This is a genomic window from Acidovorax sp. LjRoot118, from assembly GCF_964253575.1.
Classification (GTDB): Bacteria; Pseudomonadota; Gammaproteobacteria; order Burkholderiales; family Burkholderiaceae_C; genus Acidovorax.
The window spans coordinates 2,998,703-3,019,971 of sequence record NZ_CAXURB020000001.1 but is presented as its reverse complement, the minus strand read 5'-3'; the positions used below and the strand labels follow the sequence as shown (position 1 = coordinate 3,019,971).

General features: G+C 65.0%; 31 protein-coding genes. 17 read left to right on the top strand and 14 right to left on the bottom strand.

Features of this window, described 5'->3' with window-relative positions:
- The 10 genes from ACSQ9E_RS14285 to ACSQ9E_RS14240 all read right to left on the bottom strand — a co-directional run bounded on the left by ACSQ9E_RS14285 (position 1) and on the right by ACSQ9E_RS14240 (position 5,450).
- Positions 1-315, bottom strand: a complete 315-nt coding sequence (locus tag ACSQ9E_RS14285; RefSeq protein WP_057268772.1) for a hypothetical protein — start codon at positions 313-315, stop codon at positions 1-3.
- The gene (locus tag ACSQ9E_RS14280) at positions 312-701 is read right to left on the bottom strand and encodes a hypothetical protein (RefSeq protein ID WP_057268773.1); all 390 of its coding nucleotides are present in this window, start codon (positions 699-701) and stop codon (positions 312-314) included. The genes ACSQ9E_RS14285 and ACSQ9E_RS14280 overlap by 4 nt, the downstream gene beginning before the upstream one ends.
- On the bottom strand, positions 698-919 hold the full coding sequence (locus ACSQ9E_RS14275; RefSeq protein WP_436218197.1) for a TraR/DksA C4-type zinc finger protein: 222 nt from the start codon (positions 917-919) through the stop codon (positions 698-700). Before ACSQ9E_RS14275 ends, ACSQ9E_RS14280 begins: the two co-directional genes overlap by 4 nt.
- Positions 919-1,431 (bottom strand): hypothetical protein, encoded by a 513-nt coding sequence (locus tag ACSQ9E_RS14270; RefSeq protein ID WP_436218196.1) that lies wholly within the window; start codon positions 1,429-1,431, stop codon positions 919-921. Before ACSQ9E_RS14270 ends, ACSQ9E_RS14275 begins: the two co-directional genes overlap by 1 nt.
- Entirely contained in the window at positions 1,428-2,060 is a 633-nt protein-coding gene (locus tag ACSQ9E_RS14265) for a transglycosylase SLT domain-containing protein (RefSeq protein WP_436218195.1), read from the bottom strand. Before ACSQ9E_RS14265 ends, ACSQ9E_RS14270 begins: the two co-directional genes overlap by 4 nt.
- 1 nt (position 2,061) lies before the next feature.
- Entirely contained in the window at positions 2,062-2,427 is a 366-nt protein-coding gene (locus tag ACSQ9E_RS14260) for a putative holin (RefSeq protein WP_436218194.1), read from the bottom strand.
- A gap of 152 nt (positions 2,428-2,579) precedes the next feature.
- Positions 2,580-4,181 (bottom strand): ORC-CDC6 family AAA ATPase, encoded by a 1,602-nt coding sequence (locus ACSQ9E_RS14255; RefSeq protein ID WP_436218193.1) that lies wholly within the window; start codon positions 4,179-4,181, stop codon positions 2,580-2,582.
- Between the two features lie 117 nt (positions 4,182-4,298).
- Positions 4,299-4,730 carry a hypothetical protein gene (locus ACSQ9E_RS14250; protein ID WP_436218192.1) on the bottom strand — a complete coding sequence of 144 codons (432 nt, stop codon included), beginning with the start codon at positions 4,728-4,730 and terminating at the stop codon, positions 4,299-4,301.
- On the bottom strand, positions 4,727-4,936 hold the full coding sequence (locus tag ACSQ9E_RS14245) for a hypothetical protein (RefSeq protein WP_436218191.1): 210 nt from the start codon (positions 4,934-4,936) through the stop codon (positions 4,727-4,729). The genes ACSQ9E_RS14250 and ACSQ9E_RS14245 overlap by 4 nt, the downstream gene beginning before the upstream one ends.
- Before the next feature lie 76 nt (positions 4,937-5,012).
- The gene (locus tag ACSQ9E_RS14240; RefSeq protein WP_436218190.1) at positions 5,013-5,450 is read right to left on the bottom strand and encodes a helix-turn-helix domain-containing protein; all 438 of its coding nucleotides are present in this window, start codon (positions 5,448-5,450) and stop codon (positions 5,013-5,015) included.
- A 102-nt stretch (positions 5,451-5,552) separates the two neighbouring features.
- On the opposite strand from ACSQ9E_RS14240, the gene ACSQ9E_RS14235 reads away from it, so the two are divergent.
- Positions 5,553-5,810, top strand: coding sequence for a DNA-binding protein (locus ACSQ9E_RS14235; protein ID WP_436218189.1), 258 nt, complete (start codon positions 5,553-5,555; stop codon positions 5,808-5,810).
- Here the strand turns inward: ACSQ9E_RS14235 and ACSQ9E_RS14230 are convergent.
- Complete coding sequence (locus tag ACSQ9E_RS14230; RefSeq protein ID WP_436218188.1) at positions 5,740-6,078, bottom strand: hypothetical protein; 339 nt, start codon at positions 6,076-6,078, stop codon at positions 5,740-5,742. The genes ACSQ9E_RS14235 and ACSQ9E_RS14230 overlap by 71 nt on opposite strands.
- 108 nt (positions 6,079-6,186) lie before the next feature.
- Between ACSQ9E_RS14230 and ACSQ9E_RS14225 the strand changes: the two genes are divergently transcribed.
- From ACSQ9E_RS14225 to ACSQ9E_RS14155, 15 genes are all read left to right on the top strand, one after another.
- A complete protein-coding gene (locus ACSQ9E_RS14225; protein ID WP_436218187.1) occupies positions 6,187-6,663 on the top strand; it encodes a hypothetical protein in 477 nt (158 codons plus the stop codon).
- A gap of 2 nt (positions 6,664-6,665) precedes the next feature.
- Positions 6,666-6,887 carry a hypothetical protein gene (locus ACSQ9E_RS14220; protein ID WP_436218186.1) on the top strand — a complete coding sequence of 74 codons (222 nt, stop codon included), beginning with the start codon at positions 6,666-6,668 and terminating at the stop codon, positions 6,885-6,887.
- Positions 6,884-7,195 (top strand): MarR family transcriptional regulator, encoded by a 312-nt coding sequence (locus tag ACSQ9E_RS14215; RefSeq protein WP_436218185.1) that lies wholly within the window; start codon positions 6,884-6,886, stop codon positions 7,193-7,195. Before ACSQ9E_RS14220 ends, ACSQ9E_RS14215 begins: the two co-directional genes overlap by 4 nt.
- Positions 7,196-7,208: 13 nt before the next feature.
- Positions 7,209-8,168, top strand: a complete 960-nt coding sequence (locus tag ACSQ9E_RS14210) for a hypothetical protein (protein WP_436218184.1) — start codon at positions 7,209-7,211, stop codon at positions 8,166-8,168.
- A 5-nt stretch (positions 8,169-8,173) separates the two neighbouring features.
- Positions 8,174-9,988 (top strand): integrase, encoded by a 1,815-nt coding sequence (locus ACSQ9E_RS14205; protein WP_436218183.1) that lies wholly within the window; start codon positions 8,174-8,176, stop codon positions 9,986-9,988.
- 10 nt (positions 9,989-9,998) lie between these two features.
- Positions 9,999-11,240, top strand: coding sequence for an ExeA family protein (locus ACSQ9E_RS14200; RefSeq protein ID WP_436218182.1), 1,242 nt, complete (start codon positions 9,999-10,001; stop codon positions 11,238-11,240).
- Positions 11,240-11,392, top strand: a complete 153-nt coding sequence (locus ACSQ9E_RS14195; protein WP_436218181.1) for a hypothetical protein — start codon at positions 11,240-11,242, stop codon at positions 11,390-11,392. Before ACSQ9E_RS14200 ends, ACSQ9E_RS14195 begins: the two co-directional genes overlap by 1 nt.
- The gene (locus tag ACSQ9E_RS14190) at positions 11,389-11,565 is read left to right on the top strand and encodes a hypothetical protein (RefSeq protein ID WP_436218180.1); all 177 of its coding nucleotides are present in this window, start codon (positions 11,389-11,391) and stop codon (positions 11,563-11,565) included. Before ACSQ9E_RS14195 ends, ACSQ9E_RS14190 begins: the two co-directional genes overlap by 4 nt.
- Entirely contained in the window at positions 11,565-12,206 is a 642-nt protein-coding gene (locus ACSQ9E_RS14185; protein WP_436218179.1) for a hypothetical protein, read from the top strand. The genes ACSQ9E_RS14190 and ACSQ9E_RS14185 overlap by 1 nt, the downstream gene beginning before the upstream one ends.
- A complete protein-coding gene (locus tag ACSQ9E_RS14180) occupies positions 12,203-12,418 on the top strand; it encodes a hypothetical protein (RefSeq protein WP_436218178.1) in 216 nt (71 codons plus the stop codon). Before ACSQ9E_RS14185 ends, ACSQ9E_RS14180 begins: the two co-directional genes overlap by 4 nt.
- Positions 12,415-12,603, top strand: coding sequence for a hypothetical protein (locus ACSQ9E_RS14175; protein ID WP_436218177.1), 189 nt, complete (start codon positions 12,415-12,417; stop codon positions 12,601-12,603). The genes ACSQ9E_RS14180 and ACSQ9E_RS14175 overlap by 4 nt, the downstream gene beginning before the upstream one ends.
- A gap of 13 nt (positions 12,604-12,616) precedes the next feature.
- Positions 12,617-13,267: a DUF3164 family protein gene (locus ACSQ9E_RS14170; RefSeq protein WP_436218176.1), complete on the top strand. Its 651-nt coding sequence runs from the start codon at positions 12,617-12,619 to the stop codon at positions 13,265-13,267.
- A 186-nt stretch (positions 13,268-13,453) separates the two neighbouring features.
- Positions 13,454-13,726, top strand: a complete 273-nt coding sequence (locus tag ACSQ9E_RS14165; RefSeq protein ID WP_436218175.1) for an HU family DNA-binding protein — start codon at positions 13,454-13,456, stop codon at positions 13,724-13,726.
- Positions 13,727-13,788: 62 nt separating this feature from the next.
- Positions 13,789-14,445, top strand: coding sequence for a gp16 family protein (locus tag ACSQ9E_RS14160; protein ID WP_436218174.1), 657 nt, complete (start codon positions 13,789-13,791; stop codon positions 14,443-14,445).
- A complete protein-coding gene (locus ACSQ9E_RS14155) occupies positions 14,442-14,813 on the top strand; it encodes a Mor transcription activator family protein (protein ID WP_057268794.1) in 372 nt (123 codons plus the stop codon). The genes ACSQ9E_RS14160 and ACSQ9E_RS14155 overlap by 4 nt, the downstream gene beginning before the upstream one ends.
- A 251-nt stretch (positions 14,814-15,064) precedes the next feature.
- Here ACSQ9E_RS14155 and ACSQ9E_RS14150 read toward each other — a convergent pair whose 3' ends face one another.
- Positions 15,065-15,520: a GNAT family N-acetyltransferase gene (locus ACSQ9E_RS14150; protein WP_082608232.1), complete on the bottom strand. Its 456-nt coding sequence runs from the start codon at positions 15,518-15,520 to the stop codon at positions 15,065-15,067.
- A 736-nt stretch (positions 15,521-16,256) separates the two neighbouring features.
- Here ACSQ9E_RS14150 and ACSQ9E_RS14145 point away from each other — a divergent pair.
- A complete protein-coding gene (locus ACSQ9E_RS14145) occupies positions 16,257-18,437 on the top strand; it encodes a TonB-dependent siderophore receptor (protein ID WP_436218173.1) in 2,181 nt (726 codons plus the stop codon).
- A gap of 12 nt (positions 18,438-18,449) precedes the next feature.
- On the opposite strand, the gene ACSQ9E_RS14140 is transcribed toward ACSQ9E_RS14145, so the two are convergent.
- Complete coding sequence (locus tag ACSQ9E_RS14140; RefSeq protein ID WP_436218172.1) at positions 18,450-20,060, bottom strand: tannase/feruloyl esterase family alpha/beta hydrolase; 1,611 nt, start codon at positions 20,058-20,060, stop codon at positions 18,450-18,452.
- Positions 20,061-20,193: 133 nt separating this feature from the next.
- Complete coding sequence (locus ACSQ9E_RS14135; RefSeq protein ID WP_436218171.1) at positions 20,194-21,234, bottom strand: response regulator transcription factor; 1,041 nt, start codon at positions 21,232-21,234, stop codon at positions 20,194-20,196.
- Positions 21,235-21,269 lie beyond the last annotated feature (35 nt).

Here is a 21,269-nt window from a genome sequence, read left to right as displayed (position 1 = left end):
CTACCAGTACTTGGCGGGGCGAGCGATGCCGGGCTCGCAGTCGATGGTGTACTCGGCGATGTCGGTGCCAAAGCGCGTCAGGTCAGCATGCCAGCGGCCGCTGGGCTGCTTGTCCAGCTTCACCAACTCGCGGCCGGCCAGGTAGTCCAGGTTCACGCGCAGCTCCAAGGGCGTTGCGTCGGGATACTCGCTCTGGGCCACGGACAGGATGGGCCCCTCGAAGGCACCCATCGGACGCGCGTTGTTGAGCGTGAGCAGGATGAGCCAGCGCAGTGCCTCGCGGCGGATGCGGGCGGTGTCGAGGCCGGTGTTCATTTCATGGTTCCCTGGTTGATGATTCCGCGCAGCTGGGCGTTCTCCAGCTTGCCCGCCAGGCCGTCGAGCTTGGCTTCGATGATGGATTGGCCGCGGATGTAGTCGTCGCGCATGACGTACTTCATGGGCATGTCGGCCACCAGCTTGAGCATCTCGCGCTCGACGCGTTGCCACTGGACGGTCTCCTCGCGGTTGACCTGCTCCAGCCCGTCAAGGCGGGAGGACAGCTGGGCGGCCTGCTCGGCGCGAGCCTTCTCCTGGGTGACGAAGCGCTCGTCCAGGTGCCGCTGCGACTGGTCGAGCAGCAGCTTGCCGGCGCCGGCCACGGCCGCCAAGAACGCCGTGAGGAGGCCGACCAGGTTCCAGAAATCTACGGTGACATTCATCGTTTCGCTCTCTCCACGCGCGCCTGGCACGACACGCACATCTGGCAACCCGGCACAGTTCGGCGGCGCAAGGCCGGGACTCTCTCTCCACAATCGGCGCACCAGCGCGCAGAGTCGGCCGCTGTCTTGCCCTGCAGGCCTGCGCGGCGTGCCTGGTCGCGCAGGGCATCGGCCAACATCTCGGCCTCGCGCTCGCTGGCGCGGTCTACGTCGTCCATCAATCCGAGACCTCCACGGTCGGCGCCCGGATGACGTCGGCGACGTAGGCCTGCAGGCCGATCACCTGGTCGCGGAGCTGGTCAGCCTCTGCTGCCAGATCTCGATACGCGCCTGCGCTTTCGCCGAGAAGCTCCCGGGCGGTGGTGGCTTCGCGAGCGCAGGCGGCAAGGCCGGCGTCTCCTGCCGGGTAGGGATTGGGGCGGGCGTTGAGCTGGGCGACCTGGTCGCGCAGGCTGCGCACAGCAGCAGCGGCAGCAGCATCGCGAGCTTGGCGCGCGGTTTCACGTTGAGCGGTGGCATAGGCGGTTCTCTCGGCGTTGCGGAACTTGGCGACGTTGTCGTCGGCCGTGGCGGTGGTGCGCTCGGCCTCCTGGCGGTCCCAGGCGGCCTGGATGCGGCTGGCGCCCTGGGCGTCGCCCTTGGCGAGGAGGTGTCCCTCCCAGGTCTTCACCCCGAAGATCGCCGCGCAGATGGCGACGGCGATCAGGATCAGTCGGTATTGCGCGCTCACAGGCCCGGCCCCCACGACAGGTAGCGGGGCTGGAGCACCACCAGGATGCGGTGGGGGTAACCCAGGTTTTCACGGCAGTGCAAGGCTGCGCGGCGGGCTTTGCCGCATGCCTCATCGACCTGGGCGCGCGTTGGCTGGGCCAGCCCGGTACTGGCGGCCTCCGCTTGCCAGTGGCCGAGCCCGCCGTTGTAGCTGCGCAGGGCGACCCACATGCGGTCGCGCGGCGTGTAGTGGCCTGGTGTGCGGGCGTAAAGCCAATGGTTGTAGGCCGCCAGTGCCTGCAGCGCCCACGCGGGGTTGAACGGTTCGGGGTTGGCCAGGCTCGGCCGCACCGAAGGCATCCAGCGGGCCGTGGCGGGCATGAACTGGGCGAGGCCGGCTGCGCCCACGTGCGACACCGCATCGGGGTTCCAGGCGCTCTCCTGGTGGACCTGGGCGGCGAACACGGCGACCGGGGCGTTCAAGCCCCATTCGGCCTGGGCCACCTTGATCAGCAGGGCGCGGTATGGAAGCGCAGCCTCGGGCACCTGGGCGCGGCAGCTCTCGGCGGCGCCCAGCGCCAGCAGGCATGCGAGGATGGCCCAGGCCATGGGCTTGCGCAGCAAGCGTGTGATGACGGGGCTGCGCACGTCAGATGCCCGCCGCCACGCCGGAGATCACGGCGGCCACGATGACCGCGCGCCGCAGCATGGCCGCAGCGAAGGGGATCACGTAGCCAGGCGCGATGGGATGGTCGGCCTCGCCCTGGGGCTCAGTCGAGCCGAGCCGCCAGTCGCGCACCAGGTAGCTGTCGGGGCGCGCGTAGGGGAACAGGGCACGGTCGAGCCAGTACGCCATGACGGCGGCCAGCGAGACCAGCGAGGCCTTGTAAATCGTGAGGCCGAACTTCTGCGGGGCGATGACTGCGATGACCGCGATCAGTGCCAGCGCCAGCACGAGCCAGGTGGACGTGCGCGGGACGCGCAGCCAGGCGGGAACGGAGTCTCTGAGTTGCATGGGCCCCTCCAAGGGCAGGACAGTGATGGAACAGGCCCCGCGAGGGGGAAACCATCAGTGTCTGCAGGAGGGGGTGCGCGGTCTTGTGGACGAGGGAACTATTCGCTAGAACTACGCCCCAGCTACTTGGGAGATATCAACATTGCAGCAGTCTAAGCAGCACCATTGCTTGGCTGGGACGCATTGCCGCCTGTCGCGCTCTGAGCGGTATAGAAGTCATCGAGCTTGAGGATGCATCGCCTCAGGGACCGCAAGTCGGTGACGGGTACAGGGGACTGAACATCCATGTGGTCCGCGTTAAAAAGCCCCTTGGGCGCTCTGGCGGTGTTGATCAAATCGACGTAGCAGCCGTAGTCGATGCCATACACCGTATAGCGAACTCCGGGCTCATCCTGAGCGGACATTCCTTTTCGCAGGACATGCAGTACGCGAGCGTCATAAAGGTAGTCTATGAGGTCATCTTTACGGCCAGCTGCGAGCAGGAAACCTTTGGCCTGACGTTCTTTGATTACCCAATCGATAATCCAGTTCAGCAAATCCTTGGCCTTCTCGTCGGCGGCAACAGCAGCGTCTTTGGAAGAGAGGTACCACTGACGAGCCGCTGCGCGCACTTCACTGACGGAGATGGTGGTCGTCCCGGCTTTTTGTGCTGCTTGATTGAGGATATTGATCGCGTCGCGCGGAACACCCTCACACGCACGCACGACTTCAGCGAAGGCGTTCGCCTGTGTAAATCCAGCGGAAAGCATCTCCTGCACAGTTCCCGGTGCGGGGAGTCCTTCAGCTTCCAGAGCAGCTTGAACGTGAGCTAGCACGAGCTTTTGGAAGAATTGCACTGCAGCGGTTTCGTTGTTCTCGAACACCATGTGTTCGTCCAAGTTCACCGCAGTGGATACATCGGCACCGAGCTCTAGGCCGACGTTTCCAATCATCCGGTCAGGGATCAGAAATCGACTGCGTTGTTCGATGGCTGCGATCTTCACAAAAAGGCCTCTCGCAGGCATAAGTGATCGCCGAATCAGATCGGCCAGGTATGGCTGAAGATCCAATGGCACTTCGCTCCATTCGTCTATAAGTATCCAAAGGCGCTTTTTCGGCAACGTGCTCATCAGCGAGCGAGTGGCGGTTCCGACACTCCCAAAATTGACCCGGTAGTTCTCAACTCCGGACTCCACCCGCTTTTCCCCTGTGACCCTCTTCGACGAATGCGAACCCTTGCCCCCGACTTCAAGACTTGGAGCGGCTGAAAGCTTCAGCGAGCCTGATGCCTCGCTCGCTTCAGTGGCCTCGCCAGAACTAGTTTGCTCGACCGAAACAGTACCCTGTACTTTCACCTCTCGGTGGGCTTCCAAAAAACTATCCAGAGCTTGGCGGCAAGCAGGTGAATCCATTGCTTCAGTGCCGGCCAGCTGTTCAACTATCTGCGAATGGATTGCTGACAGGACGTCAACCAAAAGCCGGGTAGCACGGGTATGCAACGGGATAGTCCTGTCACCGTAAATACCTCCCGCTGACCCTATCGTTCGCATGTCAAGCTGAATCGCAATTTCGCCTGCGTCTCGGCGATTTTGGCGTAGCACGCTCAGCAGATGGGTCTTCCCAGTTCCTCGCCTGCCGAAGAGGATTTGGTGTTCAAAAGTCTCGAACGTAGCGTACACACCGCCGAGATCTACAAACGTTTTTTGCAGGACCTCATCATCTTGCTGCTCTGCTCGTTTCAAGACTTTTACGAATGCACGGTTGGTAGGAAGCATAGAGGCCCTCGTTCAGAGAAATTGGCACGTTGCGATTATGGATGTTTGGCCGTCATCGGCCTGCAGGCGGGCAAGCGACGTGCTTCGTCGCGCGGGAGCCCAGATGTCGTGAGTTTTCTAGGAGACACACGAATTGCTCCAGATGTGCTCGAACTCGGCCTTGTTGTCCTCTTCCTGCGTGGGCTGGCGCTTGTTGGCTCTGAGGAACGCCGTCGTGCGTTCGATCCTCCTGATGATGGCCTCGCTATCGTTGTCGGGTGTCCAGCCTTGAGCGCCATGCTCTTCAAGTGCGTAACGGGTGGGCGTGGACACATAGCGCACGAAGCCGGTGTAACCGCCGAGGCTGTTGCGCGCGTTCACCTCGCCGCAGACGTACTCACGTTGGATCCGTTCGTTGCGGTAGGTGGCGGAGCCCGGATCTTTCAGCGCTCCCAGGACGCCGGCACGTAGACGCGGCAGTTCAACCCAGTCGTCCCATTTCGCAAACGCAGTGCCCGCCGCCGCCACTGCCAGGCCAGCCACCAGAAGCCCAATCCACTTCGCTCTCATCGCGCCCTCCGTCGCTGGTTGTTTTGCTGACCGGCTTCGAGCGCAGTGCAGTGGCCACAGCAATCACGCAGCGGCACGCTCAGGTTGACGACGGTGATGTTCCCTTGAACGCAACCAACTTGCACGGTTCCGTTGCCCCAGTTGTTCAGCGTGCTCTTCGGCTTCATTCCCTCAACCAGCCGCAGCACCCAAGCCCATTCGATCAATTTGTATCTCCTTTGTTACAGCCATTGTGAACAAAGGAACACGAACGTGCACGCAGCATTCCGCCCGGTTGGGGCCCTATTTGCGCTTTTTGCCTCCCCCATTTGGGTGAAAGACGCCGCCACTGATGCTCCCGGCCTGCACCACACCCGGCGCATGGTTGGTCAGGTTGACGCTCTGGCTCTGTGTCTGAGTGGGTTTTGAGCCCGAGCCGATCAGGGCACCCAGTGCCGCGCCCTGGCCGCCTTCGTCAGCCGCGAGGAAGTACTCCAGCATCGTCTGCGCCTTCGGGCTGAGCGCGCCTGGGGAGATGCGCCCCGTGATGATGAAACCCACATCCGCGCCGGCCTTGGACCACGCGGACAGCACTCGCGCGTTCGGGTAGGCGGTCTCCTTTTCCCACGCCAGCTGGGAGTTCTTGGACGCGTCGCCAAGCCCAGCGAATGCCATCTGCGACAGCCCCAGCCGCTCGCGCTCGATCCTGATTCGCTCACCGATCCCTGTTTTCTGTTCCATATCGCTTTAATGGCACAGTTTTCTGTACCATAATCGGTGCCAACACGTTTCAACAAAACGCCACAAGCGCCAACTTGTGGCAACCAAACAGGACGCACCACCATGCCCCTAAAGACCCGCCAGGAGGTACGCAACGAGTTCGCGCTGAAGGGCTTGTCCTTCAGCGCCTGGGCCAAGCAACGCGGCTACTCCGTCGCGCTTGTCTCGCTGATCCTCAACGACGACCAGGTCAACCCGCGCCGCAAATGCCTGCGCGGTGAAAGCCACAACATCGCTGTGGACCTGGGCCTCAAGACGGGCATCCCGAACGTCGGAACGTTCCGCCCTTTGGCCAGGCCACAACTCGCGGCGGCAGCATGATGGTTTTGTCCTCCACGCATCTTACCGATGCGACTGCACCGGCACGCGCTTGCCGCGCCGCGTCGAGTTCGTCGGCCAGCTCGTGCAGCGTGCGCCGCGCGGTTTCCATGGCCGGCAGCACGTTGCAGCGCCGGGCCCTGCGCCAGCCTTGCGCAAGCCGCCGTCCGTCGATTGCACCGCCCATCTCCAGTGCCGCCGTGAGGTGCAGCAGGGCCTGCCCTATGCCCTCGATCCTGCCTGCCAGCTCGTCGAAGTTGCGTGCTTCCATCTCGTCCTCCCGCTTGTTGGTGATGGCTGCACTGTATGTGCCGCGACACCGCTTCGAGCAGCTCCAAACCGGTGTTTGTTTGGCGCTGGCCGGTGGAGGCAATCGGCCATGAGTTCCAAGCCCACCCGCAATTGGAAGCGCATACAGCCCACCAGCCTGAGGCACGCGCTGGAGCTGTGCAAGGACCACGCACGCGAGCGCCTGAACAAGTCGGTCGAGCGCATTGGCGAAGACATGGGCGTGTCTGACCACTGGACCCTTTACAAGTGGCTGAGCACTGGTCGCCTACCGACCAACATGATCCGGCCCTTCGAGACCGCCTGCGGCATCGACTACGTGACGCGCTGGATCGCGGCCAGTAGCGGCCGGCTGCTGGTGGATGTGGCCACCGGTCGCAACCTGAACCATGCGGACATCGCCGAGTTGCACGAGCACTTTGCCGGCACGGTGAAGCTGCTCAGCGCCTTCTATGCCCGGCCCGGCGACCCCGCCGAGACGCTGGCCGCGCTGACCAAGCACATGGAGCACATGGCTTGGCACCGCAGCAATGTCGTGCAGCACGCCAACCCCCAACTGGAGCTGTAAGCATGCTCAAAGCCCGATACACGCGCACCGCCAAACATACGCCCCTTGTGGTGCTGGAAGGCGGTCCATTCAACGGCATGGAGAGCACGCCCGCGCAATTGCGCGCACTGGCGGCCTTGCTCAACGAGGTGGCCGCGCATGCCGAGACCCGGCCTTGTGTAGGCCGGCTCTGGGCCCCGGCCACGGAGAGCTACGACACCGCCGCCTGGAGGGCCTGCGCATGAGCCAGGACGACACCAAGACCGGGGCCCAGGTCACGCGCGCCCTTGACATGCTGGAGTGCCTATCTGGCCGCGTGCTGGACGGCATGTCCAACAAGGACCTGGCCGAGGCCATGCGCTGCCCACCGCCCTACGTGACCCGCACGGCCGAGACCCTGATCCGCAAGGGCTGGGTCGAGAAGGACGAGACCACTGGGCGGTTTCGGATCACCACCCGTTTCAGCCGCCTGACCTTCCGCGTCATGGCGGATTTCGACCGCGCGAAGACTGCCCTGGAGCAGGCCCAGCGCAACTACACCCTGACCAACTGAGCACACCACCGACATGGCACGCCAACCCAACAAGACAACGCCTCCAGCCGACGCCCCGAAGCTCAACGAAGCCGCGCTGGCAACCCTCGACGCTGCCCCAGCCCAACTGGTGGCCGCCCAGGAAGCCATGGACGAAGTGCTGGCCGCCGGCGTTGACCTCGGCCGCCTGGAAGCACTGACGTTTATTCAAACGGTTTCAGAATCCGCAGCCCTCGCAATCTATGAAAACGTAAAGAAATCAAAGGCTTGGCGCCTTTTGCGCAACCCCAAGAGTTCAAACGGTTTGAATTTCGCCAGCCTGGACGAGTTTTGCCAGGTCAAGCTGGGGCGCGGGTATGCGCGCATGCAAATGCTGCTGGGCAACCAGCGCGCCGTGGGCGAGGAGGCCTTCGAGCAGGCCGAGCGCCTGGGCCTGCACCAGCGTGACTACAACGCCATCAAGGCGCTGCCCGCCCCCGACCAAGAGATGGTGCGCCGCGCTGTGGAGGAGGCCAAGACCCGCGAGGAAGTGCTGGACGTGCTGCACGACCTGGCAGTGCGCAGCGCCCAGCAGAAGGCCGCGCTGGAGGAGGAGCTGCAGGACGCCAACGACCAGGTAGAGAGCCTGGCCGAAGACAAGCGCTCCCTCATCAACGAAAAGGAGACGCTGCGCAAGCAGGCGCGCCGCCTGGCGCAGGCCACGCCCGACGAAGTGGCCGAGCAGCTGCGGGCCGACATCGAGCGCGAGGCGCTGACCGCCCAGGGGCTGATCCAAGGGCCCATCCGCGACGGCCTGGAGCAGCTGCAGCGCCACTCTGCCGAGCACGGCACGAACCACGAGGAGTGGATGGCCGGCCAACTTGCCCAGCTGGAGCGCCTGGTGCGCGAACTGCGCGGCCGGCTGGGGGTGAAGGCCCAGGCCGATGGCGACGACACCCCCGAGTGGCTGCGCGGCATGCAGGTGGATGGCCTCCCAGCAGCAGGGCACGCCTAACCGCCATGGCGCAGCCGAATGCCGTCATCACCCAGCGCCTTGTGCACTACGCGCAGGCGGCTGCTGCGGCCGACTGGGGCGCCAAGGGTGCGCTCTACGACGCGGCCAGCGCCGAGCTGCAGCTGTCCAAGGCAACCGTAATGAGAAAGATCAAGGAGGTATCGATGACGTCGACCAAAACGCGCAAACGGCGCTCCGATGCGGGCAAGACGTCGCTCACCCGTGACGAGGCGGTCTTCATCAGCGCCATGCTGATGGAGCACATGCGCAAGAACAACAAGCGGCTGCTGTCGGTCGAGGCGGCGGTGGAGGAGCTGCGTGCGAACAGCCTGATCCGTGCCGAGCGCACCGATGGCGAGGGGGAGATTTTCAAGCTGTCGACCAGCACCATCACCCGGGCGCTGCGCACCTACCTGCTGCACCCCGACCAGCTGCTGGCGCCTGCGCCTGCCATCCACCAGGCCAGCCTACACCCGAACCACGTGTGGAGCATCGACGCCAGCCGCAGCATCCTGTTCTACCTGCCGCAGCAGGGCCGCGACACCGGCCTGCGCACCATGGATTACCGCGAGTACTACAGCAACAAGCCCGCCAACGTGGCGAAGGTGCTGCAAGAGAGCCTGTGGCGCTATGTGGTGACAGACCACACCAGCGGCGCGCTGTTCGTCTGGTACGTGACGGGCGGCGAGACTGGGGGCAACCTGGCCGAGGTGCTGATCCAGGCGATGCACCCCCGTGAGGGCAACCCGTTCCACGGCGTGCCGCGCCTGGCGATGCTGGACCCGGGCGGTGCCAACACGAGCCCGCCCTTCATCAACCTGTGCAAGGCGCTGCGCGTGCACGTGCAGATCAACAAGCCCAAGAACCCGCGCGCCAAGGGCCAGGTGGAAAAGGGCCAGGACATGGTGGAGCGCGGCCTGGAGTCGGCCTTCAAGCTGCTCAAGCTGGAGACGCTGGAGCAGATCAACGCCGTGGCCGCGAAGTGGTCGGCCTGGTTCAACGCGACCCAGGTGCACACGCGCCACGGAATGACGCGTTTCGAGGCGTTCATGCGCATCCTGCCCGAGCAGCTGCAGCTGGGCCCAGGGATCGAGCTGTGCCGCGAGCTGGCGGTGTCTGCGCCGCAGGAGCGCACCGTGAACGACTTCCTGGAGGTGGAGTTCATGGGGCACACCTGGGACGTTTCGCACGTGCCGGGCGTGGTGGTCAAGCAGAAGCTGCAGATCGTGCGCAACGCATGGCGCCAGGACTCGGCCCAGGCCGTGGGCATGGGTGAGGACGGGCGGGAGGTGTTCTATGTGCTGGAGCGCAAGGAGCGCAACGAGTTCGGCTTCTACGACGACGCTACTGTGATCGGCGAGGGGTTCAAGCGGCATGCCGAGACGCCTGCCCAGCGCAACATGAAGGAAGTGGAGCAGCTCGCCACTGGCACCAGCTCGTTGACCGATGCAGAGGCTGCGCGCAAGGCCCAGGACAAGGGCAAGGGGCCGATCCCATTCAAGGGGCTGGTGGACCCGCTCAAGCGCGTCAACGACGCTGTGCTGCCCACCTATCTGCCGCGCCAAGGCACAGCGGTGGCTGTGGACAACCCGGTTGCCAACGGCCAGGTGCTTGACCAGGTGGACACGATGCTGGCCCTGCAGCGCATCGCCAAGCTGATCGGCCGCTCGATCACCCGCGAGGAGAACCGATTCATCAAGGGCCGGTGGCCTGAAGCGATGCCGGCCGAGCAGGTAGATGCCTTGGTGGCGCAGTTCACGCGCGGCGCAGACGCTGCGCCTGTGGAAGCCTTCGGCGGCCTGCGCGCCGTGGGCATGTGAGGGGCCGCCGATGCTGAACCTGCACCTGATCATCAAGGAACTGGGCGTCAACCAGGCCGACTTCGCTCGCCTGTTGAAGGTGAGCACCGCGACGGTGAGCCTGATCTTCAAACACAACCGCTGGCCGGTGAAACCAGGCATGGAATTCCGCCTGAAACGCGCCGCCACGGAATACCTGCTTCAACGCGGCGTTGACCCTGCACGGGTGGCGACCGCATTTGAAGAGTGCGCCGGGCAGCGCGCCAACGCTGCCCAGCCCACTGAGGCCAACGCCTCGACTCCAAGCCCAAAAACCAACTTGCTCAATCGACTCAAGGACGAGGATATGTTACTTCGCAAGCACACGATCACCCAGGACGCGCGGGATTACTTCGCGCTGGAGCGCGATCCCTTCACCAACGAGATGCGCGGCGTGGCCGACGTGTTCCTTAATGACAACATCCGCAAGGTGCGGGCCGCAGTGCGCAATGTGGCCGAGCACGGCGGCATGCTGGCGGTGATTGCGGAGTCCGGCGCGGGCAAGTCGACGGTGCGCAAGGACCTGGCGAAGTGGATCCAGGGGCAGCAAAAGCCCATCGTGGTGATCGAGCCGGGCATCGAGGGCCTGGACAACCAGGACCGCAAGAGCCGACCGCTGAAGGCGAGCGACCTGGTGGAGATCATCATCACCACCATCATGCCGGGCGCGGCCATTCGCCAGAGCTACCAGGCCCGTTTGAACCAGATGCGTGATGCGCTGCGCGCCAGCGCCAGTGCGGGTAACAAGCACGTGATGGTGATCGAGGAAGCCCATCGCCTCGCCACGCAGACGCTCAAGCACCTGAAGAACTTCTATGAGATGGACGACGGGGCGTTCACGCCGCTGCTCGCCATCATCCTGATCGGCCAGACTGAGCTGGACTGGAAGCTCGACGAGAAGTCGTTCGAGGTGCGCGAGGTAGTGCAGCGCTGCGAGAAGCGCTTCATCGAGCCGCTTGACAACGATGTCGAGGCCTACCTGCGGCACAAGTTCGCCCGGGTGGGAGGCGACTTCGACAAGGTGTTTGCGCACGACGCGGCCGAGGCCATCGTGGCCCGGCTGCGCGTGACGGTGGAGACCAAGATCCGGGGGCAGCGCTCGCTGGGCCCGCGCTCGCTGTGCTACCCGCTGGCGGTCAACAACCTGGTGTCGGGGGCCATGAACCTGGCGCACCAGGGTGGCGAGGACCGCGTGACGGCCAAGCTGGTCGCGCAGGTTGGCCGGGAGGAGTGATGCGGCGCTATCTCATCCTCATCCACATGTGCGATGGCTCCAGAGGCCAGTTGCGCGGTCTGTTCGCGTCGGATTGGGAGGCCATCGACGCGGTGCTCGGCGCCTTTGGCGACGCTGTTTCGGTGGTGCCGCGCCGGGAGGGCTTGGCATGAAGCGCCTTCACCCGATGACCGCCTTGGCCTGCTGGCTGGGCGTGATCCTGGCCGCCGTGCTGCTGACCATGGTCTACGTGGTCAGCGAAATGCACGTGAGCGACGCCCGCCTGGACGCGGCGCACCTGGCCGGCATGGCCCAGGGCGCCACCATGTGCCCGGGAGGCCGCTGATGGGCGCCGACTTTGTGAACGTGTGCGCCAGCTGCGGGGCCGAAGAGAGCATGGACGCGCTGCTGGCCCGCATGATCGACGACGAGGAGGCGCGCCACCTGGTGGCCGATGTGGTCGCCATGTCGCTGCCGCTGGGGCGCGAGGTGCTGCGGTATCTGCGGCTGCACAAGCCAGAGAAGCAGCGCCTGCGCATGTCACGCGCTAAGACCATCCTGGGCGAGCTGGTGCCGGACATGATGCGCACCGCCGTGACCCGGGGCGGGCGCACCTACCTGGTGACCGCAGACGACTGGCGGGGCGGGTTCGAGGCGGTTTTCACAGCGGTGCAGCGGGGCACGTTGGCGGTGCCGCTGGCGCACAACAACTACCTTTACAGCGTGGTGTTGCGCGCTTCTGACCGCAGTGAGGCGCAGATCGAGGCCGACCGGGAGTTGCAGCGGCGCCTGGGGCCCCGGCCAAACGTGGTGCAGATCGACGGTGCCCCTGCGGTGACTGCCGGCGCTGCGCTGCTGAGCCATCTTGACCCGGCGCTGCTGGACTTGCAGGAACGGGACCGCCAGGCGGCTGGGCCTTCTGACCAGGTGCGGGCCAAGATGGCGCAGCTGCTGGGCAAGGCGCCAGCGGAAGGGCCCAAGCCATGATGCCCGCCGAACTGGCCTCCCTGCGCGTGGTGCTGCTGGCTCTGATCCCGACCTACGGCCAGGCGGCATCGACCCACGAGCTGGCCGCTGCCGCCAACGCCAGCCGCCGCGACGTCCACGACGCCTTGTACGAGCCGCTGGCGGCCCACCAGGTGCGTTACGACCTGATGGCCGACACCTATGCGGCCGTGAAGCAGGGAGACGCCCTGTGAACGAGCTCAAGCCAGGCCGTCCCCAGATCGCGCGCTCGGGCTTCACCAAGCCCGCCGCCGACTTGGTCAAGCCGCAGCAGTACGACCTGATGCGGGCGCCCGTGTGGACGCCCCCAGCCGCCGCGCCCGCCCGGGCCGGATCTTTGAACCACAAGCGCATCGAGAGCCGTGGCTTTCGGTGCTGAGCAGGAGCAAACCATGCCAACACCAAACGATGCAGCGCGCCAAGCCAGCGTTGTTGCCCATATGCCCGATGGCTTCATGCGCAACGCGCAGGGCCACCTGGTGCCCCTCGACCTGGTCAAGCCCGTAGACCAGGAGCGCGACCGCCTGGTGCGCGAGCTGGTGCAGATCGCCCAGGACCTGAACTCCAAGCTGGTCGAGGCCAAGGGCAAGATCTTCGGCGACGTGGCCGCCTTTGCGGAGCTGAGCGCCGAGCAGTACGGCGTGAAACGCGGTGGGCAAAAGGGCAACATCACGCTGCACACCTTCGACGCCGCATACAAGCTGCAGCTGGCCACCGCCGACACCATCACCTTCGACGAGCGCCTGCAGGCGGCCCAGGCCCTTGTGGACGCGTGCATCAAGGACTGGGCTCAGGGTAGCAGGCCCGAGATCATTGCTCTAGTGCAGCAGGCCTTTCAAACCGACAAGGAGGGCAAGCTCAACGTGGGGAAGATCCTGGCGCTGCGCCGCCTGGAGATCACCGACCCGCGCTGGCTGGATGCGATGAAGGCCATCGGCGACTCGATCCAGGTGATCGGCACAAAGCAATACATCCGCTTCTACAAGCGCGTGGGCCAGTCGGACCGCTATGAGGCGATTCCGCTGGACATGGTGGCTGTATGAGGCCGCCCATCGACTGATCTCGCAGCGGGATAAGCGGAGGGTGCCCGGGCTCTACAGCGCCATCAACTTCCGCAGCGTGTGAGCGCGTTCTCCGCCCTTGCCCAGGGCTGCGCGGTGCAAGCCGGTTTCCGGTGTTCGTCAACACCGGGTTGTTGTTTCAACCATTCATCTACGGACTTCTCAGACATGAACAAGACAGAACTTATCGAACAGATGGCCGACAAGGCTGGCATCTCGAAGGCCGCTGCAGGAGCTGCCCTCGAGGCGGCTACCGAAGCGATCAAGGCCACCCTCAAGAAGGGCGGCGCCGTCACGCTGGTGGGCTTTGGCTCTTTCTCTGTGACCAAGCGGGCGGCCCGCACTGGCCGCAACCCGAAGACCGGCGAGCCCTTGAAGATCAAGGCACGCAAGTCCCCCAAGTTCACCGCAGGCAAGGGCTTGAAGGACGCCCTGAACTGAGCCAGCCGGCTTTCTGAAGCCCCCGCCTGGGGGCTTTGGTGAGCCACCTGGAGCACACGACCATGACCGCAGCCACCGCCACCACTACCGCCGCCCGCCGCGTTACGCTGATCAAGCTGATCCACGTGGCGAAGCGGGAGCTGGGCCAGTCGCATGGCCTGGACGACGTGGCGTACCGGCAGATTCTGCTGAGCGTTGGAAAGGACGCATCGCTCAAGACGATGGCCGTTCCAGGAATGGTGGCTGTCTTGGAACACCTCAAGTCGAAGGGCTTCAAGGTTCGTCCAAAGGCCGGCGACCGGCGCCAGGCCGTCAACCTGGGCGCCAGCAAGGTGCGGGCGCTTTGGCTGTTCTTGCACCTGCTCGGCGAGGTACGCGATCCTAGCGAGAAGGCCCTCGCGGCCTACGTGAAACGGATTGCCCATGTCGATGATCTGCACTGGGCGGGCAGCAAGGCGACCGACCTTCTGATCGAGACCTTGAAGAAGTGGGCGATGCGCCTGCTGCCAGGCGCCATCAAGGCGCTGGCCGACGAGGTGCTGGTGCGCCATCGTGTCCAGCCATTCGAGGCGCTGCAGCTGGCCGTGTTCCTGCGTGCAGCGAACGCCTCGGTCAACTATGAAGGTTTCGACCACCACCTGTGGGCCTGGCAAGACCTCATGGAGCTGCTCGGCAGGCCCGTGGGGGGCTTTGCCCAGGCCCTGGAGGCCCACCGGTGATCCGTCCTGAGACGCGTACGTCCATTCGGCGCCATGAGCTGCTGGCCGACCTGGTCGACGTCGTTGCGCGCCGGCTCAAGGATCACGAGATCAGCGCCACGGCGTCGGAGATCATCGCCAACGACCTGGCCGACCACCTGGCTAAGCACTGGGGCGGCCAGATCATTTCCTTCCCGAAGGATCTGCGTCGCGAGCTGGTGCGGCTGGAGCTGGAGATCTACGGCAAGTTCCTGGGTGACAACTACGACGAGCTGGCCCGCCAGTACGACATGACCGTCAGCGGCATGCGCAAGCTCATCACCCGCATCCGCGCCAAATTGGCGGCGGACACCCAGCACGACCTTTTCGACCCTGCCCGGGTCGCTTGAGCGGCCGCAGCCGCTCGTTACAGGTAAGCGGATGGCCATTCCATGTTGACCGAAGGCTCTAGCAGAAAGCTAGACTTCCGCCTTGGGCAAGACTGAAAGGCAGCTTTGGGCCCATTGCAGCCGGTCGCTGGAGCGAATAGCGGACGTTCAATTCAGGAAGTATGTGCGGCCGATGTTGAGAATCTTTAATGCCGTCTGCAGGCCCCAGCGTGGAGATGGAGTGCTGGCAGTGACATCGCCTTCAACGATTTTTAGCTGCAATGCGAGTACCCCATAGGGACGAACGCTACGCCATTTGCCGTTTGCGGAGGAGTCTTGGCGACAAACCCAAGGCGTTGATATACCGGAACCGCGAACAATGATGAGTTGACGGTAAAGTTGAGGTTTCCCGATAGAGCCTTTGCATGCTCCCAAAGTGCGCGAGAAAGACCTTGCCCTTGGGCATCCACTCTGACAAAGAGATGATAAAGATGTGAGCCGTCCCGCAGCGCAATAACGCCGCAAACGCCGACGGAGTCTTCCGCGACGTAATGGTTGAATTTGGATGAACCGATCCGCTCTGTAAAGGAAGCTGGAGTGAGTCCAGCCAAGAACGGCTTAACTTCAGGGGATGATGGATCTGCAAGGAAAAAATGAGCTAAGCCAGCAACTAAGCGGCTTATTGCTTCCGCATCAGATGCTGTTGCTTGGCGAATTACGAAATTCATTGATGAAAGCTCACGGAAAGCGTTCGTCTTACGCCTGGCTCAAAAGCCAACGAAGGCCAAGACGTTACATAGATGGTGGATTGATCCGCTCGCCCTGCAGCCTGCGAGTTATGGGGATGCTAGGCGTAGAGCCTCGCAGGGGTGGGCAATTATGGGAACAACGACAAGGACGTACATCCCTCGGCCCACGAACGGCGGCTCATGGCCGATAGCGGAAGTCTAGCAACATGCCAAGGCTTTTAGGCGGAAGGGTTCACCGCTCACTTCACTTGCCGTTACAGCCTCTGTAACGCAATTTCACCGACCGGTTTCGGCTGATCCCGTTCTGTCCCGGCAAATCCCGATTTATCGCGACGTTTTTGGGTTGTTTATCTCAACTCCCTTCACCTCGGCATGGGTGAAAGCCGGTGTTGCGCGAATGCCCGTTTGTGGTCCAAGGTTGTCGGCATGCCTCTGAAATGCTTCTAAAATAGAACTGATTCTCGTTACGGTTATTGCCGTATTCGTGTTGTCAGCCAGTGCCGGGTGGCCCTTCGCGGTCGTCCGGTGGTTCGCACCAGCTGCGATCCACCTGCGCACCAGCCAGCCAATCCCGCTCCCCCATCGACCGCCCCGCGTTGCTGCCATTGCGTGCAGCGGCCTGCATGCGCGCGCTGCCGTGCATTCATGCGCGAAGTGTTGCCGTGTAGATGGGGGCGTGCATTCCTCCACCTCTTTCGTACACAGGCCTTCGATGATGTCCCGATCCCCCTTGTCCTTCGCGCCCGTGGCGCTGGCCGTCATGGCCCTCGCCAGCGCCACCGCTGCCCGCGCGCAAAGCGTGGAATCCACCACCGCAAACACGGACGTCAAGGCGCCTGCCGCAAGTGCCAGCGGAACCCGCAGCACCAACCTTCCCCCCGTCATGGTGCGCGCCCAGCAGGACCGCACCAGCACCGAAGGCACCGAGCGCTACAACAGCACCCAGGCCACGGTGGGCAAGGCGGCGGCCGAACTCAAGGAGATCCCCCAGTCCATCAGCGTGGTCACCCAGCAGCGCATGGAAGACCAGAACATGCGCAATGTGGAAGAAGTGCTGGAGCAGACCGTGGGCTATGTGTCCGAGCGCTTCGACAGCGAATCGGCCTCTTACTCGTCGCGCGGTTTCGCCATCAACAACTACATGATCGACGGCGTTCCCGCGCCCGGCACGGCATCCGCGTGGGACTCCGTGCTGTTCGACCGGGTGGAGCTGCTGCGCGGCCCTTCCGCGCTGTTCAGCGGCGTCTCCAGCTCCGGCGGTGCCGTCAACCTGGTGCGCAAGCGCCCGCAAGATACCTTCCAGGCGCGGGGTGCAGTGCAGCTCGGCTCATGGTCCACCAAGCGTGCCGAGGTCGACGTGACCGGCCCGCTCAACCAGGCCGGCACCATCCTGGGCCGCCTTTCGGCCGCCAAGCAGGAGGGCGGCACCTACCAGAGCGGCGCCCAGCGCGACCGCTATGCGATTGCCGGCTCGCTCGACTTCAAGCTTGCGCCCACCACCAGCCTGCTGGTCGGCGCGCACGCGCAGAAAGTCGACGGTTGGCTCACCGGCGGCCTGCCTTCGTACACCACCGGCGCGCTGCTCGATGTGCCGCGCTCCACCTGGCTGGGCGCGGACTGGAACCGCTCCGAGCAGGACGAGAAGTACGTGTACGCCGAACTCACGCACCGCTTCAACGACGACTGGCGCGCCCGCCTGCACTGGAGCGGCTACCGCAACGACCAGGCCACCAACTACCTGTACCTGCCCAACGGCCAGGTCACGCCCACCAACGGCCGCACCAGCCTGATGCTGTGGTTCAACCAGACGCGCATCGAGCAGAACGTGCTGGACGCCAACCTCACCGGCAGCTTCAACGCCCTGGGTCGCAAGCACGATGTGGTGGTGGGGGCCGACTGGCGCCGCAACACCAATGCCTCCACCTCGGGCCGGTATGCCAACTACTACGTGCAGGACGTGTATGCGCCCGACCACTCGGCCGTGCCATACCCGGATCGCCCGGCCACGGCGCGCTCGCAGTCCGAAACATCGCAGTACGGCCTGTACGGCCAGACCCGCCTGCGCTTGGCCGACCCGCTCACGGTGGTGCTCGGCGCCCGCGTGAGCTGGTACGACACGCAAAGCCGCAACCTGCTGCCCACCACCGGCGCGTGGACCACCAGCCAGGTGGACCACAAGCTCAGCCCCTATGCCGGGTTGACCTATGCGTTCACCCCGCAGGTCTCGGGCTATGTGAGCTACAGCGACGCCTTCACGCCGCAGACGCAGCTGGCCTTTGGCGGCGGCGTGATCGACCCCATCGTCGGTAAGCAGCTCGAAGTGGGCGTCAAGGGCGAGTTCTTCGACCGTGCCCTCACCACCAGTGCTGCCGTCTACCGCATCCGCGAGGTCAACCGCGCCCAGGCCGACCCGGTCAACACCGGCTTCTCCATCGCCCAGGGCGAGGTGGAAAGCAAGGGCGTGGAGCTCGAAGCCTCGGGCCGCATCACCAAGCAGTGGAATGTCTACGCCGGCTACGCCTACAACGAGAACCGCTACGTGCGCGACACATCGAGCGGCGGCCTGCCGCTCAACGCGCTCACGCCGCACCACAGCGTCAAGCTGTGGTCGCAGTACCGCTTCAACGACGGCCTGCTCGACGGCCTGAGTGTCGGCGCAGGCGTCAACGCCTACAGCAGTGCCAGCGGCGGCAACGCCACCACCAACACCCACCGCCCCGGCTTCGGCGTGGTGAACGCCGCCATCAGCTACCGCATCGATCCGCGCTGGACTGTGGCGCTCAACCTCAACAACCTCACCGACAAGGTCTACTGGCAGCGCGTGTACACCACGGGCCGCAGCAACTTCTTCGGCGAGCCGCGCAATGCGAGCGTGACGCTGCGGGCGAGTTACTGACCTCCGCCGGTATCACACTGCCGAGCAGCTGAAACTCTCCGCCTTCGCCGTATCCCCCTTGCCGTCATAGCGCGGGAACTTCGGGTACTCGCACACCGGGCGCTGCAGCACCGGGGTCTGCTGGCCGGCGCGCGGATCGGCGGGCTCGTAGCGGGTGGCCACCAGCTTGTCGGGCGCGCTGCCGCGCTCCACCCAGGCGTCCATGGCGGCCAGCAGGTCGATGCTCACCGGGTCGGTGCCCGGGCCGTCGAGGTTGTGGCCGTTGGAGGGCGAGGTCAGCATGCGCGCAAAGCCCTGCACCTTGCTGGCACCCAGGCGCTGGCGCACGCTGTCCAGGTAGTCCGCCGTGCGGTACACCGACACGCAGGCATCGCCCATGCCGTACCAGATCAGCAGCTTGCCACCGTTGTCGGCAAAGGCCGAGAGGTCGGGGTTGGTCGCGTCGATCAGGTTCGCCAGGCGCAGGTACGGGGCCTGGTACCGGGTGGGGTCGTGCTGGAGCAGGTCGGCAGCGGGGTTGCCCTCCACCAGCCGTGCTGCGGCCAGTGCAGCCATGTAGTTGAACGAGTCGCGCGCCTCGAAGCTGGGGCCGAACACATAGGCCTCCCAGTCGGATGTGGCGGCACCGCCGCGCCCATAGCCTGGGTAGCCGCGCGCGCCTTGCGACAGGGTCACGGGCACGTCCTTGTTGGCGTAGATCAGGCGCACCGATTCGATCTGCCCGGCGGTCAGGCAGCTGTCGTTGTCGGAGCCCTTGCACAGCAGGTCTGTGGGCACGTAGTTGCAGGCTGCCACATTGCCGATGATGCCGTCCTTGAGGCCATCGAGCCCGTCGCATGCCTGCGTCTCGGCCTTGGCGTACAGCGCGATCTTGGCAGGGCTCATCCAATTCTCGGGTTTGGAGAAAACGTGGCGCAGCAGCGTGGGCCCCAGGTTGGTCTGGTGCGCCTGCTGGCTGATGGCGGGCTCCATGGCCACCACGCCGTCGTAGTCCTTGGGGTAGTTCTGCGTGGCGGCGAGGGCCGAACGCCCGCCGTTGGAGTGGCCGATGTGGTAGCGGCGCGCAGGCCGCTTGCCATAGAAGTCGGCGGCGATGGCCGTGCCCACCTCCAGCACGAAGTGGTTGGCGTCGAAGGCATGGTTGCGCAGCGCCACGTCGCTAGCGCCCCAGGCAAAGCCGGGTGCCAGGTGGCCCGAGTCGGAACTCATCTTCACGTAGCTGTGGGCCGACGCGCCGATGATGTGCTGGTACCACGGGTCGTCGGTAGGGATGAAGCCATCGAATGCACCACCGCCCACGGTCAGCGTCTTGCCGTTCCACACCGCGCCCGCGGGCAGCTCCACCGCCCAGTGGATGGTGGACTGGGGCGACGAGACGATCTCGCCGCGCACGATGCACACCTCGGGCAGCGGCCCCTCGGCCGCGCGCAGCTCCGTGCGGGTGATGGTCGCGCCATGGGGCAGGGTGGCCGTGCGGTAGGTCGGGCAGGCCTGGGCCAGCGGCTGGCTGGCAGCGGGGGCGCTGGTGTCGCTGCCGCCGCAGGCGGTGAGGGCCAGTGCGGCCAGGGTGCCCATGGTGGCCGCGAGCAGGGCCGAGCCTGCGGACGGTGGGGTTGAAAGCATGGAATGCGTCTCCTGTTGTTGCTTGGTTCTTCCGAAGTCTTGGGGCTCCGGGCGCAACGATAGGGACGGGTGGGTGTTTTGACGCCTCTGCAAATGCAGAGGGCATGGGAAAACACCGAGCGGGTAGCGCCGCCTACTGCCGGCGCAGCGCGGCGACGAGTTCCACCTTGTTGCGCACCCCCAGCTGCGCATAGGCACTGCGCAGGTAGGTGCGCACCGTGGCCGGTGTCAGGCCCAGCGTGGCGGCAATGTCCTTGTACGAATGCCCGTGCGCGTACAGCGTGGCCGCGCTCAGCTCGCGCGGGGCCAGCGGCGGTTTGCTGGCGTGCGGTGATGGAATGCTGATCGCCAGCAGCGGCCCACAGGCCTCAAGCCGCAGCCGGCAGGCTTTGCCCAGCACCAGGCTTCCCGGCAACGTGGCCGGCAGGGCCGCCAGCAGAGCCGGGGGCAGGGCGGTTCCCGACCAATCCGGGTAGGCTGCCTGCAGCGCCAGCCCCACGCGCAGGCCCACGAAGAGCAGTTGGCCGGCGCCATCGGCCAGCGCATAGCCGTCCCACGGGCCGTTGCCTGCGGGCGCCGTCTGCAATTGCTCCAGCCGGTGCTGCCAGTGGCCCAGCAGGTGCGGCACGAACTCGCCGAACAGCGCCGCCTCCTGGTCCGTGAAGTTGGGCTGGCCCGGGCCGCGGTACATGCTCACGAAGAACATCAGCCCGCTGCGCGGCATGGCCACCGTGATCGCCATGCAGTGGTACAGCCCGTGGCGCCGGCAGAACGCCTCGATGTCCGGCGGTATCTCCACGCCCTGTGGGGGCAGGTCGTCGGCGCTCTCGCGCAGTACCACGCCCAGCCGGTCCATGGACTGCTGGGCGAACATATCGGCCATGGCCAGCGCATTCCACTCCGTGGCAAAGCCCTTGGCCAGACCGATACTGCCATGCAGCCAGTTGCGCGGCGGCGCATCGGCATGGCCGGGCGACACCTCGCCCCACCAGGCGGTGTCGAACCCGACCAGGGAGGTGCGCAGGATCTCGAGTGCCTCCTGCAGCATGGCCTGCGGCGGCGTGGTGCGCGCCACGGCGGCCAGTTGCAGCAGGCTGGCGCTCAGCGCGCGCAGGGGGGCGAAGGCTGGGGCTGTCAGTGGCTGGGGCGGGCTCGTGGTGGGGTGGGCCTGCATGGTGGCACTTGTCTCCTGCAATGTTGTTGTCGTCG